Here is a 14,611-nt window from a genome sequence, read left to right on the forward strand (position 1 = left end):
ATGCCGAGTGAAGGCATTGGCGACAGCCTTTGGCAGGCCTGCGTCGACCAGCTCGCGCAGGAACTGTCGGAACAACAGTTCAACACCTGGATCAAGCCGCTGACCGCCAGGGTCGCGGACGATCTTTCGCGGGTCACCGTCTTCGTCGCCAACCGCTTCAAGCTGGACTGGATCCGGGCTCAGTACGCGGGCAAGATTGCAGCCATGGCTGAGAAGCTCTATGGTCAGCCGGTGATCATTGAGTTAGCGCTTGCTCCTCGGGAAATCGTCGCGCGGCCGGTGTCGATGGCCGTGACCGTCGAGACCGATGTGCCTCGCGACGTGGCCGGTCCGGGCGAGGATCCATCCGGTGGCGCCTTCAAGAACAGGCTCAACTCCGGCCTGACCTTCGAGACGCTGGTCGAAGGCACGGCCAACCGGATGGCACGCGCCGCCGCCATGCACGTGGCGGGCATGCCAGGGCATCTCTACAATCCGCTCTTCATCTACGGCGGCGTCGGCCTGGGCAAGACCCACCTGATGCATGCAGTGGGCAACCGCCTGCTCTCCGACCGCCCCGACGCCAAAGTTCTCTACATCCACGCCGAGCAATTCGTGTCGGATGTGGTCAAGGCGTATCAGCGCAAGACATTCGATGAGTTCAAGGAGCGCTATCACTCGCTCGACCTGCTGCTGATCGACGACGTCCAGTTCTTCGCCAACAAGGACCGGACACAGGAAGAATTCTTCAACGCCTTCGAGGCTCTGCTGGCCAAGAAGTCGCACATCGTCATGACGAGCGACACCTACCCAAAGGGGCTGTCGGACATCCACGAACGGCTGGTATCGCGCTTCGATTCCGGGCTCACGGTGGCGATCGAGCCGCCCGAGCTCGAGATGCGCGTGGCAATCCTGATCAACAAGGCGCGCGCCGAGAACGCCGAGATGCCGGAGGAAGTGGCCTTCTTCGTGGCCAAGAACGTGCGTTCCAACGTGCGCGAGCTCGAGGGCGCGCTGCGCAAGATCCTCGCGTACTCGCGCTTCAACCAGAAGGAAATCTCGATAGCCCTGGCACGCGAGGCGCTGCGCGACCTGCTGTCGATCCAGAACCGGCAGATCTCGGTCGAGAACATCCAGAAGACGGTGGCCGACTACTACAAGATCAAGGTCGCCGACATGTACTCGAAGAAGCGGCCGGCGTCGATCGCCCGGCCGCGTCAGATCGCGATGTACCTGGCCAAGGAGCTGACCCAGAAGAGCCTGCCCGAGATCGGCGAACTGTTCGGCGGCCGCGACCACACGACGGTGCTGCACGCGGTGCGCAAGATCTCCGGCGAGCGCCAACAGCTCACCGAGCTCAACCAGCAGCTGCACGTGCTGGAACAAACCCTCAAGGGCTGATGCATGCCTGCCATCGCAGATTCATTGGGGCGTGTCAAAGGACAACTCTGGGGAAAGTTCCGGCACAAACGGGCTGTTGTCCACAGGCGAGTCGCGCGCCCGGAAGTTGTGCGCCTTGGCGCGACACCACCGAAGCGCGCCTGCACACAGGCAGCCGGCAACGACAAGTGCCTGTCGGCAAAGCGGAAAATCGCCCTGTCCACAGCGGGGCCCGTCCCTTATCTACTACTACTAATTTGAATTAAAGAAATAAAGGAAGAGGTAAGTCATGATCGTTTTGAAGGCTACACAAGACAAAGTCCTCGCCGCCCTGCAGTCGGTGGCGGGCATCGTGGAGCGACGGCACACGCTTCCGATCCTGGCCAACGTGCTGATCCGCAAGACCGGACCCCGCCTGCAGCTGACCACCAGCGACCTGGAAATCCAGATCCGCACCCATGCCGAGCTCGGCGGTGACGACGGCAACTTCACCACCACCGTGGGCGCGCGCAAGCTGATCGACATCCTGCGCACCATGCCGGCCGACCAGACCGTGAGCCTGGAGTCGAGCGCGAGCAAGCTGGTGCTCAAGGGCGGCAAGAGCCGCTTCACGCTGCAGTCGCTGCCGGCCGAGGACTTCCCGCTGGTGCAGGAATCGGCCAACTTCGGTCCCGTGTTCAGCGTGCCGCAGAAGACCCTGAAGGACCTGCTGAGCCAGGTTTCCTTCGCGATGGCGGTGCACGACATCCGCTACTACCTGAACGGCATCCTGTTCGTGGCCGAGGGCAAGCAGTTGAGCCTGGTGGCCACCGATGGCCATCGCCTGGCGTTCGCCTCCGCCATGCTCGACGTGGAAGTGCCGCGCCAGGAGGTAATCCTGCCGCGCAAGACGGTGCTGGAAATGCAGCGCCTGCTGTCGGACGCCGAGGGCGCGATAGAGATGCAGTTCGCCAACAACCAGGCCAAGTTCGCCTTCGAGGGCATGGAGTTCGTCACCAAGCTCGTGGAGGGCAAGTTCCCGGACTACAACCGCGTGATCCCCAAGAACCACAAGAACTCGGTGACGCTGGGCCGCGCGACGCTGCTGGCCAGCCTGCAGCGCACCGCGATCCTGACCAGCGAGAAGTTCAAGGGCGTGCGCCTCAACATCGAGCCCGGTACGCTGCGCATCGCATCCAACAACGCCGAGCAGGAAGAGGCCCAGGACGAGCTCGACATCGACTACGGCGGCGACGCCATCGAGATCGGCTTCAACGTGAGCTACCTGATCGACGCGCTGGCCAACATGGGCCAGGACATGGTGAAGCTGGACCTCGCCGATTCCAACAGCTCGGTACTGATGACGATCCCCGAGAACGCTTCCTTCAAGTACGTCGTCATGCCGATGCGCATCTGACGGCGTTTGGCAGGGAGTGACGAGACCCGCTCGCGGCTTTCCGCGGGCTTGGTCTTTGAAGAGACGAATAAAACCCGGTTCCGAGAGAGAGAAAGATCCTGATGAGCGAAGACAACAAGCCGGACGTGCCGCACACCGAGCCCGTCTACACCCCTGAGATCGACAGCGCCATTCCGATCGAAGTGACACCCCCCGCCGCGGACACCTACGGCGAAGGCTCCATCACGATCCTCGAGGGGCTGGAGGCGGTTCGCAAGCGCCCCGGCATGTACATCGGCGACACCTCGGACGGCACCGGGCTGCATCACCTGGTCTTCGAGGTGGTCGACAACTCCATCGACGAGGCGCTGGCGGGCTATTGCGACGACATCATCGTCACCATCCACACCGACAACTCGATCTCGGTGGTGGACAACGGCCGCGGCATCCCGACCGGCGTCAAGATGGACGACAAGCACGAGCCCAAGCGCTCTGCCGCCGAGATCGCGCTGACCGAGCTGCATGCCGGCGGCAAGTTCAACCAGAACAGCTACAAGGTCTCGGGCGGCCTGCACGGCGTGGGCGTGAGCTGCGTGAATGCGCTGAGCAAGATGCTGCGCCTCACGGTGCGGCGCGAGGGCAAGGTGCACGTGCTCGAGTTCTGCAGGGGCTTCGTGCAGAACCGCATCGTCGAGACGGTGAACGGCGTCGAGGTGTCGCCGATGAAGATCACAGGCGATACGGAGAAGCGCGGCACCGAGGTGCACTTCCTGCCCGACACGGAAATCTTCAAGGAAAACGCCGACTTCCACTACGAGATCCTCAGCAAGCGCTTGCGCGAGCTGAGCTTCCTCAACAACGGCGTGCGCATCCGGCTGCTGGATGAGCGCACCGGCAAGGAGGACGACTTCTCCGGTGCGGGTGGCGTCAAGGGTTTCGTCGAGTTCATCAACAAGGGCAAGACGATCCTGCACCCCAACGTGTTCTACGCCGCCGGAGAGCGGCCGGCCGATACCTACGGCGGCATCCCCGGCACGCATATCGGCGTCGAGGTCGCGATGCAGTGGAACAGCGGCTACAACGAGCAGGTGCTGTGCTTCACCAACAACATCCCGCAGCGTGATGGCGGTACCCACCTCACCGGCCTGCGCGCCGCGATGACGCGGGTGATCAACAAGTACATCGAGGAAAACGAGCTCGCCAAGAAGGCCAAGGTCGAGGTCACCGGGGACGACATGCGCGAGGGCCTGTGCTGCGTGCTCAGCGTGAAGGTGCCCGAGCCGAAGTTCTCCAGCCAGACCAAGGACAAGCTGGTCTCCAGCGAGGTACGCGCACCGGTGGAGGACATCGTCGGGCGGCTGCTCGGCGACTACCTGCAGGAGCGCCCCAACGACGCCAAGATCATCTGCGGCAAGATCGTCGAGGCCGCGCGTGCGCGCGAGGCAGCGCGCAAGGCGCGCGAGATGACGCGCCGCAAGGGCGTGCTCGACGGCATGGGCCTGCCCGGCAAGCTGGCCGACTGCCAGGAGAAGGACCCCGCCCTGTGCGAGGTCTACCTGGTCGAGGGCGACTCCGCCGGCGGCTCCGCCAAGCAGGGGCGAGACCGGAAGTTCCAGGCCATCCTGCCGCTGCGCGGCAAGATTCTCAACGTCGAGAAGGCGCGCTACGAGAAGCTGCTGACCAGCAACGAGATCCTCACCATGATCACGGCGCTGGGCACCGGCATCGGCCGCGCCGGCGCGACCACCGCGGGTGGCGGCGCCGACGACTTCAACGTCGCCAAGCTGCGCTACCACCGCATCATCATCATGACCGATGCCGACGTCGACGGTGCCCACATCCGCACCTTGCTGCTGACCTTCTTCTATCGCCAGATGCCCGAGCTGGTCGAGCGCGGCCACATCTACATCGCGCAGCCGCCGCTCTACAAGGTGAAGGTCGGCAAGGAGGAGCAGTACCTCAAGGACGGGCCGGCGCTCGACGCCTTCCTGCTGAAGGTCGCGCTCAAGGATGCCAGCATCCAGACCGGCGGCGACAAGCCGACGACGCTCAGCGGCGAGACATTGGCCGAGCTGGCCCGCAAGCACCAGCTGGCGGAGGCGGTGATCGCGCGCCTGGGCAACTTCCTCGATGCCGAGGCGCTGCGTGCCATCGCCGACGGCGTCTCGCTCGACCTGGACACCACTCCCGCTGCAGAGGCCTCGGCCGTCGCGCTGCAGGCGAAATTGCGCGAACTCAGCGCCACCGGCGTGCCGGCCGAGGTGGCCAGCGAGTTCGATGCGCGTACCGACAAGCCGCTCCTGCGCATCAGCCGTCGCCACCACGGCAACATCAAGAGCAGCGTGATCACGCAGGACTTCGTGCATGGCGCCGACTACGCCGCGCTGGCCGAGGCCGCCAAGACCTTCCGCGACCTGCTGGGCGAGGGCGCTGTCGCTCGCCGCGGCGAGGGCGAGAAGGCCAAGGAAGAAAAGGTCGGCGATTTCCGCGAGGCCATGCGCTGGCTGATCGGCCAGGCCGAGAACGCCACCTCCCGCCAGCGTTACAAGGGCCTGGGCGAGATGAACCCCGCGCAGCTGTGGGAAACAACCATGGATCCCAACGTGCGTCGCCTGCTCAGAGTGCAGATCGACGATGCGATCGAGGCCGACCGCGTGTTCACGATGCTGATGGGCGACGAGGTCGAGCCGCGGCGGGAGTTTATCGAGCAGAACGCGCTGCGGGCCGCGAATATCGACGTGTGAGAGAGCGGCGGCGCGCTACGCGCCGCCCTCGGCACACCGGAGCCCGGTCCGGGCGCAGGGCAGCGGGCGCTCGAACGCAGCCATCGCCCCCGCTCCAGCATCCCATGAGAGCCAAAAAATTGCCGCATTCGGGCCCAGCCGGCGACCGAACTGCGCGTAAACGCTATACCTAGCCCGACTTTTGCTAAGCAAGAATTTCGGCCGATTGGACGCCGTTTTTTGGAGCGAGGACAGAAGCGATGAAACCGAACCGGTTCGGGTGGCCCCTGGCGGCACTGGTCTTCCTGGGTGCATGGACGTCGGCGCAGGCGCTGCCGTCGAACCCGCCAATCCTGATGACCCAAGGCATCGAGTACATGTGCGGCGGCAAGAGCAGCGCCGAGGCGGCATTCATGCGCATGGTGTCGCCGCGCTGGGCCGCCACGCTGGAGTTCTCGGTCAACCGCGCGAAGCCGGGCGACGTGCCGGACGACGTGACGGTGGTGGTGCGCGAGCGCTATACCGGCCGCCCGGTCATGCAGGCCGTCGCGGGGGCGCCTTTCATGCTGGCGCGGCTCGATCCCGGCGCCTACGAGGTCGACGCCACCCTCGGCGGGGTCACCCTGAGGCAACCGCTGACGGTGTTCAACGGCGTCGCGTCGCGGGCCGTGTTCGTCTGGCCTTCCAATGTCCATTTCGCCAATGCCGGCGGCCCGCGCATGGCGGAGCAGCAGGCCGCTGTGCGCAGCAGCAGCGACTGATGCAGCGCCCGCGGTGGGGCGCCACCTGAAGTTCAGGTTCATCTAAGACTGGCTGGCCATAGTTCGGGCGCGGGGGCGATTCGCTTCGCTCCGCTTCGCACAACCCGAGCAAGGACACGGCTATGAACACAACCCCTTTTTGGCGGCCGGTGGCCGCCCTGGCGCTTGGCGGTGCATCGCTTCTTGGTGCGCTGTCGGCGCATGCGGCCTACAACCCGCCCATCCACATGGCCAACGGTATCGAGTACATGAGCGGCGGCGTCAGCAGCGACGAGGCTGCGCTGATGGAGACCGTGGCGCCCCGGTGGCCGGCCACCTTCGAGTTCGCAGTCAAGGACGGCAGCCGTTCGGAGTTCGCGTCCGATGTCGCCGTGACGGTGCACGACGCCGCCGGGCGCACCGTGCTGTCGCAGGTGAAGGCGCAAGGTCCCTTCATGGTGGCGCGCCTCGACCCCGGCCGCTACGAGGTGGAGGCGACGCTCGCCGGCCGCACGCTGAAGCAAACTGTCGAGATTCATGCCGGCAGCCCGACCCGGACCCTGTTCCTCTGGCCCGCCGGCACGGACGTCAGCGCGCACTCGTGAACCGAGGTCCTGGTGTCGAGTGAGATCGCCCGGCTTCCCGCTTTTCCGGGTTGGCACGCGCCTTGAATGTGGCGAGGGCAGCGCCCACATGCGCTCCTTGCGTCCTGCTGGTACCGTGCAAGGCCTCGATGCCGCTTCGCCCCCTCACCCTCCTCATCACGCTGCTGCATGCCTACATCGGCCTGCGGCTGCTGCCTGCGCTTGCCGTGCTCACCGGCGCCTGGCCGCTGCTCCTGGCAGCGCTGGTGCTGTCGGCCGCCACCATGCCGCTGCCCTTCGTCGGTGCGCGCGGCGCCGGCAGGCGTGCGCCCTTGTCGGACGGCTGGAAATGGCTCGGCCTGCTCAGCATGGGGTGGTTCTCCTCGATGTTCGTCCTGACCCTGGTGCGCGACCTCGGCCTTCTGCTGACCTGGATCGTTGCCGCCTTCGGCGGATGGGCGTTCGATGGCCCGCGCACGCAGGCCTGGAGCGCGGCGGCGGTGCCCTTCATGGCGACGCTGGTCTCGCTGATCGGCTTCTTCAACGCCCGGCGCACTGCGAGCGTGGTGCGCGTGGACGTGCCGATCCGCGACCTGCCGGCGAGCCTCGAGGGCTTCACCATCGCCCAGCTCAGCGACATCCACGTCGGGACGACCATCCGGCGCGGCTACCTCCAGCGCATCGTCAATGCGGTCAACCGGCTGGGGGCCGACATGGTCGCGATCACCGGCGACCTGGTTGACGGCACCGTGGCCGAACTGCGCGATCACGTGGCGCCGCTGGGCAGCCTGCGTGCGCGCCACGGCACGTTCGTGGTGACCGGCAACCACGAGTACTACGCCGGCGCTCACGCCTGGATCGACGAGCTGCGGCGCCTCGGGCTGCGCGTGCTGCTCAACGAGCACGTGGTGCTGCAGACGCGCAACGTGAAGGGTGCGCAGACCGACGAGGAGGCGTTCGACAGCGCCCTGGTCGTGGCCGGCGTGACCGACTACACCGCCGGGCATTTCGACGCCGCCCATGCCAGCGATCCCCTGCGCGCCCTGCACGGTGCGCCGCCGCTGGTGCGCACCCGGCTGCTGCTCGCGCACCAGCCGCGCAGCGCGCCGGCCGCAGCCGAGGCGGGCTACCAGCTGCAGCTCTCGGGGCACACGCACGGGGGCCAGTTCTTCCCGTGGAACCTGTTCGTGCCGCTGCAGCAGCCCTTCACTGCCGGGCTGCACCGACTGCGCGAGATGTGGATCTACACCAGCCGAGGCACCGGCTACTGGGGTCCGCCCAAGCGCTTTGGCGCGCCCTCCGAAATCACGCTGCTGAGGCTGGTGCCGGAACGGCCCTGAACGAATGCGCCCTCAGCCAGGAGCGCGGTAGGCCGGCAGCAGCTCGCCGATGGCGGTCAGCGAGAAGCCGATGGGTCTCGCCATCGCGATGAACACCACTTCGCGCCGCATCGACTCCCTGCCGCCGCGGCGCTCAGGCTTGCGGGCCTGCGAGCCGCTGCGCGTTGGCACTCGCCTTGGCGTGGATCGGCTTGAGGCCGCGCTGTGCGATGCGTGCGCCGGCGCTCGACAGCTGGCTCAGCGTGGCGGCCGAGCGCGTGGCTGCGCCAACGAGCGCTCGGCCGTGGGTCGAGATCTGCGCCGGCGTGGTGCTGGTGGCCAGCGAAGCCATCGCGACAGCGCCGCCCAGCCATTGCCGAACGGCGCGGTGGACGAGCGCGAACTGGGTGCTGTGCAGCTGGTTGGCGATCGCGGCCCCCGACTCGGTGGCCGCCGCCAGCTTCTCATGGCCCATGAGTTGCATCTCGGCGAGGTCCGCTTCGCTGGGCGCGAGGCCGGCCCTGGCCATGCGCTCGGTGCGCAGCTGGATCACGAAGCTGGAATACAGCAGCATCTCCTGGGTCTTGAAGGCCACATCCGCCCATAGCATGAACGGGTTGAAGAACCGGGAGGAGGAGAAGAAGGCTGTGGACATGAACGTCATACGATAGGCTGGAACCCACTATAGGCCCGTCGAGGGGGGCCGTGGCAGCGCGGCGAGTTTTCGGCGAAGATTTCGTCTCATTTGTCGCGGCGACCTGGCCACGTCCGCCCCCTGTAAGGTGGCGGTGGCAGGCGCCGTTTCCGTTTCTTCCCCAGGCCTGTTGGAATGCCCAATAAAAAAACGCCCTGCGCCAAGGTTCTGCTGTGTGCCGGTCTCTTGTCGCTTTCCGCCGCCGCGTCCGCCTTCGAGGATCGCGCGCCCGCCTTCTACTTCGATGCCGGCCGTGCGCCGCACAACGACACCAGCACCCGATCGCTGACGATCGGTGCGGTCCTGCCGTGGGGGCAGCAGGACCTCGTCTGGGGGACCCAGGTCACTGCGTATGCGGACTTGTTCCTCAGCCAGTGGCGCACGCCGAAGGTCGATAGGAGCGGGCATCACAACTACTCGCAGCTGGGCGCCATTGCTGGCTGGCGCTTTCGCTTCGAAGAGGGCGCCTCGCCATGGTTCTTCGAGGCGGGCCTCGGGATCACCATGATGAACGACCGCTACCAGTCGCCCGATCGCAGCTTCAGCACCCGCTTCCAGTTCACCGAGCAACTGGGCGTCGGCCGCAACTTCGGCGCGCGCGGCGAGCACGAGCTCTCGCTGCGGATCCAGCATTTCTCGAACGCCGGCATCCGGAAGCCGAATCCTGGCGAGAATTTCTACAAGGTGCGCTACCTCTACCGCTTCTGAGCGCCACGCTTGCGCGCGGCCAGGTAGGCGCCGGCGACGGCGAGGTCCTGCAGCCACAGGGCATAAGCGGATTCCCGCTGCTCCGGATCGCCCCTGAGCAGCGCAGACGGATGCAGCGTGACCAGCACCGGCAGGCCCCGCGCATCGGTGTGCCACTGGCCGCGCTCGCGCATCACCGCCACCGGCCGCCCGAGCAGGGCGCGTGCGGCCGTGGCACCGAGCGCGATGACGGCATGCGGGCGCACCTGGGCAATCTCGCTTTCGAGCCAGTGCAGGCAGATGGCGACTTCGCGCTGGGCCGGCGTCTTGTGCATGCGGCGTTTGCCGCGCAACTCGAACTTGAAGTGCTTGACGGCGTTGGTCACATACAGCTGGTCGCGCGACCAGCCCAGGTCTGCCACGGCCTTGTCGAACAGCCGTCCGGCCGGACCCACGAAGGGCCGGCCTTGCAGGTCCTCCTGGTCACCGGGTTGCTCGCCGACGACCATCACCGCGGCAGCGGCCGGGCCCTCGCCGAACACCGATTGCGTGGCGTGCTCGCCGATCGGGCATGCGCGGCAGCGGTCCGTCGCCTGGCTCAGCGCTTCCAATGCCTGCTGGGGGTTCTCGGGCAATCCGGGAGGGTCGGGGTAGGCGGGGGAATCGGGGTTATCGGGCATGGCAACCTCCATCGATCCGGGGCCTCGTGCGGCGGCCGGAATGCGGCGCATGGGCGTGGTAGGCGCGGCTTCGATCATGCGCTCGCTGCGCGATGCCGCGTCGCCTGCGAGCGCGCCGATGAGTGGGGCTTCGGGCAGGTTGTGCCAGTAGCTGCGCGGCATCTGCCGTTGCATGGTGGCGAGCTTCAGGCGTGCCGGGTTGAAGACATGGCGGTAGTAGGTGAGCCACAGGTGCTCGCCCGCGTCGGGCGGCGGCGCACGATCGCGCGAAACGCCGGGACCGCATTCGAGCACCCCGCCGTCCCAGTGCAGGCTGCATTCGGGCGTGAGGATCGCCCAGCTCATCCCGGTGAAACGCTGCACGAAGAAAGGCGCGACCGCCTCCACGATGTGGTGCTCGGGCTCGAACCAGGCCACGTGCAGCGGGGCGTCCGCATCCGGCTCCTCGACCGTGCGGAATCGAATGAAGGCTTTCATCCGGTGCATGTCCCTTCGCACCGCCTGTGCCATGCGGCGAGCGCGTAAGCGTTCCGGATCCAGCGGGTCGTGGCGCAATCCGGGCTCGTGCACCAGGCGCCACAGCAACCGATAGAGCAGCGCGAAGCGTGCCGGATCGGCATGCAGGATCACGGATTCGCACAGCGAAACAAAGGATGCGGGCACCACGAGAGTGCCGCCGCCGGTGTCTTCGCCGTGCTCTTGAAGCGCTATCTCGCCGAAGAGCTCGCGGGTGCTTCCCTCGCGCGTGCACCAGCTCACCTGCTCCGGCGGCACGAGCCGGGCAAGCAGGCTGCGGGCCTCTCGGCGGAAGCCGGGCCAATCGGTTTCGCCGGCCAGCGTGACGAGGTGATGCACCATGCCGCACGTTAGAGAACGAGCGGGCGGCCGTGTTGTAGGCCTTCAGCCGGAAAACAGCGAAGCCTGGACCGGCGCAGGCTTGAAGCGCGCGGTGATGTCCATGGCGTCGAGAGGGCGGCCGGGCCGATGGTCCTCGGTCACGACGAACAGCATCACCGTCGCCAGCGGGACGCGCAACCGGCGCAGGTCCTCGCTGCGCAGCCGCCGCACGCGACGTGCGGCCAGCAGCCGCTCGACGGCCTTCACGCCCAGCCCCGGTACCCGCAGCAGCATCTCGCGTGGGGCACGGTTCAGGTCCACGGGAAAGCGTTCGCGATGCGCCAGCGCCCACGCGAGCTTGGGATCGACGTCGAGCCGGAGCATGCCGTGCGAGGCGGGGACGATCTCCTCGTGGGAGAAGCCGTAGTAGCGCATCAGCCAGTCGGCCTGGTACAGGCGGTGCTCGCGCGCCAGCGGCGGCGCCTGCAGCGGCAGGGAAGGCGAGGCGTCGGGGATGGGGCTGAAGGCCGAGTAGTACACGCGGCGCAGCCCATAGGCGCCGTACAGCCTGGCGCTGGTCGCGAGGATCGCGCGATCGTCGGTGGCATCCGCGCCGACGATCATCTGCGTGCTCTGCCCGGCGGGCGCGAACGGCGCGGGCGCGCTGCGCCGGGGAGGCGCACCGGGCATCGACACGGGCCTGGCGGACGCTGCCTCGAGCGATTCGGCGCGGGACTGGTCGATCTGCGTTCGCAGCCGAGCCATCGAGCGGCGGATGGCATGGGAGTTCTTTTCGGGCGCGAGCGCGGCCAGCCCTTGCACCGTCGGCAGCTCGATGTTGATGCTCAGCCGGTCGGCGTATCGGCCGGCCCGCTGCAGCAGCTCGGGCGCCGCATCGGGAATGGTCTTGAGGTGGATGTAGCCGCGAAAGTCATGCGTTTCGCGCAGCACGCGCGCGACCTCGACCACCTGCTCCATCGTGTAGTCGGGACTGCGGATGATCCCCGAGCTCAGGAACAGTCCCTCGATGCAGTTGCGGCGATAGAAGTCCAGCGTCAGCGCCACGACCTCGTCGACCGTGAAGCGCGCGCGAGGCACGTTGCTGCTGACGCGGTTGACGCAATAGAGGCAGTCGTAGCCGCAGTAGTTGGTGAGCAACACCTTGAGCAGCGAAACGCAGCGGCCGTCCGGCGTGAAGCTGTGGCAGATGCCGTGGCCATCGGTGGAGCCGATGCCACGGCCGCCGATCGAGTCGCGGCGCACGCCGCCGCTGGACGCGCACGAGGCGTCGTACTTGGCAGCGTCGGCGAGGATGGAAAGCTTTTGCTGGATGTCCACTGTATAAATATACAGTTGCCGTACTCCCCCACACGCGTCAGGGTCGCCCGATGTCGGCCGCGCGCCGGCGCTGCCGCGCGCGCACTTCGGTCAGGAAATACGCGACGGACGCGATGCACAGCGGGAGCAGGTAGTAGATCGCCCGATAGGCGAGCAGGGCGCCGAGCAGCCGATCGGTCGGCATCTGGTGCGACAGCAGCGCGACGAACACCGCCTCCAGCACGCCGAGGCCGGCAGGCACATGCGTGATCACGCCGGCCACAGCGGCGACCAGCAGCACCGCCAGCACCTGCGGATAGGGCAGTTGCTGCTGGAGCAGAAACCAGATCACCCCGCCGATCAGCGCCCAGTTGGTGCAGGACATCACAAGCTGCAGCAGCGCCATGCCGAGCGCCGGGGTCTGCAGCTCATGCCCGCGGATTTCCCAGATGTGCTCCCGCGCCACCGCGCACAGGACCAGGTAGGCGAGCGCCAGCGCCAGCAGCGTCGCGCCGAGGATGCGCAGCCCATCCGCCTCGATCTTCCAGTCGGGCGGCAGTGCCATCGGCCAGAAGAAGAAGGCGACGCCCGCCACCGCCAGGTAGCCGAACCAGTTGGTCAGCATGCTGAAGCCGAGCACGCGAGTGATGGTGAGGTTGTCCAGGCCGTGGCGCGAATAGAGGCGATAGCGGAAGGCGACGCCGCCGATCAGCGAACCGAGGTTGAGGTTGAAGGCATAGCTGATGAAGGTAATGCCCATGACCGTGCGCGCGCCCAGGCCGTGGCCGGTCATGTGCCGGCCCAGCAGGTCGTAGCTGCTGTACAGCGCGAAGCTGCACGCGGCCAGCAGCAGGGCGGCCAGCAGCGCGGGCAGCGGGATCTCGCGCACCGCCTGCAGCACCTCGCCCCAGTCGATGGTGCGTGCCTGGTGAACCAGCAGCCAGGCCACCAGGCCGAAGAAGGTCCAGGTAGCGATGCGCTTGAGCCAGGGCCACCACGCGCGCGTGGTCACGTGCCCCGGCGCGCCGCCGGGCAAGGAGGGGCGCGCGCTGCCGCTCATCATGCGTTGTCCGTTCGCGCCGCGCCGCCATGCGGGCCCTGGCCAGGCAGCGGCTTGAGGCGCGGCGCATGGCGCGGCAGCCAGCCGACCCACGAGGGATACCAGCGCAGCAGGTGGAAGATGAAGAAGCTGCGCACCAGCCGCCAGATGCTCCATTCGCTGAGATCGGCCGCCTCGACCTTCTTGCAGTGGTTGCGCATCAGGAAGCCCAGGCGCTCGTCCAGTTGCAGGGCGAACTTTGCGTCGCGCACGATCACATTGGCTTCGAGGTTGAGCGACAGGCTCAGCGGGTCGAGGTTGCTGGAGCCGATCGTGCTCCAGTGTTCGTCCACCAGCGCGACCTTGCCGTGCAGCGGCCGCTGGCAGTACTCGTGGACATGCACGCCGGCGTGCAGCAGGTGGTGGTAGAGCATGCTCGCCGCCACCTTGACGATCGGCATGTCGGGCTCGCCCTGCAGGATCAGGTTCACCTCCACGCCGCGCCGCGCCGCACGGCGCAGTGCCTTGATGAGCCGGTAGCCCGGAAAGAAGTAGGCATTGGCGATCACGATGCGCTGGCGCGCGCTGCGGATGGCGGCGAGATAGTGGCGCTCGATGTCGTTGGTGTGGCGGCGGTTGTCGCGCGTGACGAACTGCACCTGGGCGTCGCCGGCTGCAGCGTTGGCCTGCTGCGGCGCGGCCTTGAGGCGGCGCCGGAACCAGCCGGCGCCCTTGTTGCCGACCGCGATCGCGTGCAGCACGAAGCGGTGGATCTCCGAGACGATCGGTCCCTCGAGTTCCACCGCGTAGTCCTGCTTGGCCTTGGGACCGAAATCCATCATGTGGTCGGCGGAGAAGTTGATGCCGCCCACGAACGCCAGCCGGCCGTCGACCACAGTGATCTTGCGGTGCATGCGGCGAAAGAGGTTGAGACGCTGGCCGAGGAAGCGGCGGCCCGGGTCGAACACGCGCACCCGCACGCCCGCGTCGCTCAGACCCTGGATGAACTCGTCGGACAAGTCGGGCGAGCCGAAGCCGTCGATCATCAAGTCCACCTTCACGCCGCGCAGCGCTGCCTCGCGCATGGCTTCGTGCAGCGCGAGGCCTACCTTGTCCTCGAACAGGATGAAGGTCTCGATGATCACCTCGCGCTCGGCGCTGCGGATGGCCTCGAAGACGCGCGGAAAGAACTGCTCGCCGTTCTCGAGCACCTCCACGCGGTTGCCGGTTGTCCAGCGCTGGGCCATGGAAGGACTC

12 protein-coding genes are annotated in these 14,611 nt (G+C 67.0%); 7 read left to right on the forward strand and 5 right to left on the reverse strand.

The features are described from left to right. The 6 genes from dnaA to E5P3_RS00030 form a co-directional block, all read left to right on the forward strand. On the forward strand, positions 1–1,380 hold a 1,380-nt coding region (gene dnaA, locus E5P3_RS00005; protein ID WP_162584111.1), incomplete at its 5' end, for a chromosomal replication initiator protein DnaA. Between the two features lie 268 nt (positions 1,381–1,648). Beyond that, positions 1,649–2,755 (forward strand): DNA polymerase III subunit beta, encoded by a 1,107-nt coding sequence (gene dnaN, locus E5P3_RS00010; protein ID WP_068676673.1) that lies wholly within the window; start codon positions 1,649–1,651, stop codon positions 2,753–2,755. Between the two features lie 101 nt (positions 2,756–2,856). Next, on the forward strand, positions 2,857–5,478 hold the full coding sequence (gene gyrB / locus E5P3_RS00015; RefSeq protein ID WP_162584112.1) for a DNA topoisomerase (ATP-hydrolyzing) subunit B: 2,622 nt from the start codon (positions 2,857–2,859) through the stop codon (positions 5,476–5,478). A 239-nt stretch (positions 5,479–5,717) separates the two neighbouring features. After that, positions 5,718–6,218: a hypothetical protein gene (locus E5P3_RS00020; RefSeq protein ID WP_162584113.1), complete on the forward strand. Its 501-nt coding sequence runs from the start codon at positions 5,718–5,720 to the stop codon at positions 6,216–6,218. Positions 6,219–6,340: 122 nt separating this feature from the next. Beyond that, positions 6,341–6,802: a hypothetical protein gene (locus E5P3_RS00025; RefSeq protein ID WP_162584114.1), complete on the forward strand. Its 462-nt coding sequence runs from the start codon at positions 6,341–6,343 to the stop codon at positions 6,800–6,802. A gap of 128 nt (positions 6,803–6,930) precedes the next feature. Then, on the forward strand, positions 6,931–8,121 hold the full coding sequence (locus E5P3_RS00030) for a metallophosphoesterase (protein WP_162584115.1): 1,191 nt from the start codon (positions 6,931–6,933) through the stop codon (positions 8,119–8,121). 133 nt (positions 8,122–8,254) lie between these two features. Here the strand turns inward: E5P3_RS00030 and E5P3_RS00035 are convergent, their stop codons facing one another. After that, on the reverse strand, positions 8,255–8,755 hold the full coding sequence (locus tag E5P3_RS00035) for a polyhydroxyalkanoate granule-associated phasin (protein WP_162584116.1): 501 nt from the start codon (positions 8,753–8,755) through the stop codon (positions 8,255–8,257). 174 nt (positions 8,756–8,929) lie between these two features. Here E5P3_RS00035 and E5P3_RS00040 point away from each other — a divergent pair, with 174 nt between their 5' ends. After that, complete coding sequence (locus E5P3_RS00040) at positions 8,930–9,502, forward strand: acyloxyacyl hydrolase (RefSeq protein WP_162584117.1); 573 nt, start codon at positions 8,930–8,932, stop codon at positions 9,500–9,502. Here the strand turns inward: E5P3_RS00040 and E5P3_RS00045 are convergent. Genes E5P3_RS00045 through clsB form a run of 4 tightly spaced genes read right to left on the reverse strand, consistent with a single transcriptional unit; the run spans position 9,490 to position 14,601 of the window. Beyond that, positions 9,490–11,019 (reverse strand): UdgX family uracil-DNA binding protein, encoded by a 1,530-nt coding sequence (locus E5P3_RS00045; protein WP_162584118.1) that lies wholly within the window; start codon positions 11,017–11,019, stop codon positions 9,490–9,492. The genes E5P3_RS00040 and E5P3_RS00045 overlap by 13 nt on opposite strands. Positions 11,020–11,061: 42 nt before the next feature. Next, positions 11,062–12,336: a putative DNA modification/repair radical SAM protein gene (locus tag E5P3_RS00050; protein ID WP_162584119.1), complete on the reverse strand. Its 1,275-nt coding sequence runs from the start codon at positions 12,334–12,336 to the stop codon at positions 11,062–11,064. 37 nt (positions 12,337–12,373) lie between these two features. Next, positions 12,374–13,378 carry a lysylphosphatidylglycerol synthase domain-containing protein gene (locus E5P3_RS00055; RefSeq protein ID WP_443083222.1) on the reverse strand — a complete coding sequence of 335 codons (1,005 nt, stop codon included), beginning with the start codon at positions 13,376–13,378 and terminating at the stop codon, positions 12,374–12,376. Next, complete coding sequence (gene clsB / locus E5P3_RS00060) at positions 13,375–14,601, reverse strand: cardiolipin synthase ClsB (protein WP_162584120.1); 1,227 nt, start codon at positions 14,599–14,601, stop codon at positions 13,375–13,377. Before clsB ends, E5P3_RS00055 begins: the two co-directional genes overlap by 4 nt. Positions 14,602–14,611: the final 10 nt, after the last annotated feature.

The sequence above is a fragment of the Variovorax sp. RA8 genome (genome assembly GCF_901827175.1).
GTDB lineage: Bacteria > Pseudomonadota > Gammaproteobacteria > Burkholderiales > Burkholderiaceae_C > Variovorax.

Excerpts from the sequence above, each read along its gene's own strand:
- E5P3_RS00045 (WP_162584118.1), bottom strand. The coding sequence starts at position 11,019 with ATGGTGCATCACCTCGTCACGCTGGCCGGCGAAACCGATTGGCCCGGC.
- dnaN (WP_068676673.1), top strand. The coding sequence starts at position 1,649 with ATGATCGTTTTGAAGGCTACACAAGACAAAGTCCTCGCCGCCCTGCAG.
- E5P3_RS00035 (WP_162584116.1), bottom strand. The coding sequence starts at position 8,755 with ATGTCCACAGCCTTCTTCTCCTCCTCCCGGTTCTTCAACCCGTTCATG.
- E5P3_RS00020 (WP_162584113.1), top strand. The coding sequence starts at position 5,718 with ATGAAACCGAACCGGTTCGGGTGGCCCCTGGCGGCACTGGTCTTCCTG.
- E5P3_RS00040 (WP_162584117.1), top strand. The coding sequence starts at position 8,930 with ATGCCCAATAAAAAAACGCCCTGCGCCAAGGTTCTGCTGTGTGCCGGT.
- E5P3_RS00030 (WP_162584115.1), top strand. The coding sequence starts at position 6,931 with ATGCCGCTTCGCCCCCTCACCCTCCTCATCACGCTGCTGCATGCCTAC.
- E5P3_RS00025 (WP_162584114.1), top strand. The coding sequence starts at position 6,341 with ATGAACACAACCCCTTTTTGGCGGCCGGTGGCCGCCCTGGCGCTTGGC.
- clsB (WP_162584120.1), bottom strand. The coding sequence starts at position 14,601 with ATGGCCCAGCGCTGGACAACCGGCAACCGCGTGGAGGTGCTCGAGAAC.
- E5P3_RS00055 (WP_443083222.1), bottom strand. The coding sequence starts at position 13,378 with ATGATGAGCGGCAGCGCGCGCCCCTCCTTGCCCGGCGGCGCGCCGGGG.
- gyrB (WP_162584112.1), top strand. The coding sequence starts at position 2,857 with ATGAGCGAAGACAACAAGCCGGACGTGCCGCACACCGAGCCCGTCTAC.